Raw genomic sequence first — 2,383 nt, forward strand, 5'->3', positions numbered from 1 at the left:
TCGGCCCTGCCCCCGGCAAGGGGCTGACCCCGCCCCCTGGCATTGGCCCCCGCTGCTGCCTGCTCCCGGCGGCGGGCGCGCCTTCCTTCCGACCCCCGTGGGGGCCCGCCCCCGGCGCCGAGCCGCCCCCCCGCCCCCGACACTCTGCTGAGGCCCCGCCCCCCGGGCGCCGGGCCGGGCCCCGCCCCTCCCCGCTGTGGGCAGGCGTCCCGCATGGCGATGGGGGTACCTCCCGGTCGAGCGGAGTTGAGACTGGGGGAGGGTGGGCGCAGCCCGAGGCAACGGCAGCCGGAAAGGGCAACCCGAGCGAGAAGTCCAACCCGTGAGACCACCCCCGCCGAACCCCCCGCTCTATGGCAGGATGCCCCCGTGCCATCGTTCGCCATGATTATCGGCAGCAGGCGCGCCGGTCCGCAGTGACCGCCGATCGCGGAAAACCCGCGGCAGCGGCACCGTGCCCCAGACCCGCGCGCAGACCTCTCGCACCCGCGAGGGGTTTTTTCGTTTCCCGGACCTCAACCCGGCCGGAGGCGGACCGCGCGCGATGATGGGGGCAAGTGGAGCCATGAATTCCGGAGCCACTCATCCGACAGGAAGCACCCAGACATGAGCAGCCCAGACATGAGCAGTCAGGCCACCGACGACAGTTTCCACGTCTTCGACACGACGCTGCGCGACGGCGCCCAGCGCGAGGGCATCAACCTCACGGTCGCGGACAAGCTGGCCATCGCACGGCACCTGGACGACTTCGGCGTGGGCTTCATCGAGGGCGGCTGGCCGGGGGCCAATCCGCGGGACACCGAGTTCTTCGCCCGCGCCCAGCAGGAGATCACCTTCCGGCACGCCCAGCTCGTCGCGTTCGGCGCCACCCGCAGAGCGGGGGCGAGGGCCGCCGACGATCCGCAGGTCAAGGCGCTCCTCGCGTCCGGCGCCCCCGTGATCACGCTGGTCGCGAAGTCCCACGACCGGCATGTCGAGCTGGCGCTGCGCACGACCCTGGACGAGAACCTGGCGATGGTCCGCGACACGGTCTCCTTCCTGCGTGAGCAGGGCCGGCGGGTCTTCGTGGACTGCGAGCACTTCTTCGACGGCTACCGCGCCAATCCTGAGTACGCGAAGGCCGTCGTCCGGGCGGCGAGCGAGGCCGGGGCCGATGTGGTCGTGCTCTGCGACACCAACGGGGGCATGCTGCCCGCGCAGATCCAGGCCATCGTGGCCACGGTCCTCGCGGACACCGGCGCCCGGCTCGGCATCCACGCCCAGGACGACACGGGCTGCGCGGTCGCCAACACGCTGGCCGCCGTCGACGCGGGCGCCACGCACGTGCAGTGCACGGCCAACGGCTACGGCGAGCGCGTCGGCAACGCCAACCTGTTCCCCGTCGTCGCGGCCCTGGAGCTGAAGTACGGCAAGACGGTGCTGCCCGACGGGAAGCTGCGCGAGATGACCCGCGTCTCGCACGCCATCGCCGAGGTCGTCAACCTCACCCCGTCCACCCACCAGCCGTACGTCGGTGTGTCGGCGTTCGCGCACAAGGCCGGGCTGCACGCCTCGGCGATCAAGGTCGACCCGGACCTGTACCAGCACATCGACCCGGAGCTGGTCGGCAACCGGATCCGGATGCTGGTCTCCGACATGGCGGGCCGGGCCTCGATCGAGCTGAAGGGCAAGGAACTCGGCATCGACCTCGGCGGCGACCGCGAACTGGTCGGCCGGGTCGTGGCCCGCGTCAAGGAACGCGAGCTGAAGGGCTACACGTACGAGGCGGCCGACGCCTCCTTCGAGCTGCTGCTGCGCGAGGAGGCCGAGGGGCGCCCGATCCGCTACTTCCGTACCGAGTCCTGGCGCGCGATCACCGAGGACCGTCCCGACGGCACCCACGCCAACGAGGCCACCGTCAAACTCTGGGCCAAGGGCGAGCGCATCGTCGCGACGGCCGAGGGGAACGGCCCGGTCAACGCGCTCGACCGGGCCCTGCGCGTGGGCCTGGAGCGGCTGCACCCGCAGCTCGCCAAGTTCGAACTGGTCGACTACAAGGTCCGCATCCTGGAGGGCAAGCACGGCACCAGCTCCACGACGCGCGTACTGATCTCCACGGGCGACGGCACCGACGAGTGGTCCACGGTGGGCGTCGCCGACAACGTCATCGCCGCGTCCTGGCAGGCCCTGGAGGACGCGTACACCTACGGCCTGCTCCGCGCGGGCGTGGAGCCGACCGAGGCGACCGAGGCGACCGAGCAGTAGTACTTGCTCCACCGGCGGGGGGCCCCGCCCCCCCCCCCCCCGGGGGCCGGGGGCGGCCGGGGGGGGGGGCCCCCCCCGGCCACGGGGGGGTCGGGCCGCCCGGGGCCGGCCCCCTCTGGGGGCGCGGACCCCTAGGCCC

General features: G+C 72.9%; 1 protein-coding gene. It reads left to right on the top strand.

Annotated features, from left to right (window positions below):
* Positions 1-606 precede the first annotated feature (606 nt).
* Entirely contained in the window at positions 607-2,244 is a 1,638-nt protein-coding gene (gene cimA / locus ACIQNU_RS25730; RefSeq protein ID WP_401370736.1) for a citramalate synthase, read from the top strand.
* Positions 2,245-2,383 lie beyond the last annotated feature (139 nt).

Origin of the sequence: Streptomyces sp. NPDC091292 (assembly GCF_044757265.1) — a bacterium.
Taxonomy (GTDB): Bacteria; Actinomycetota; Actinomycetes; order Streptomycetales; family Streptomycetaceae; genus Streptomyces.

Excerpts from the sequence above, each read along its gene's own strand:
- cimA (WP_401370736.1), top strand. The coding sequence starts at position 607 with ATGAGCAGCCCAGACATGAGCAGTCAGGCCACCGACGACAGTTTCCAC.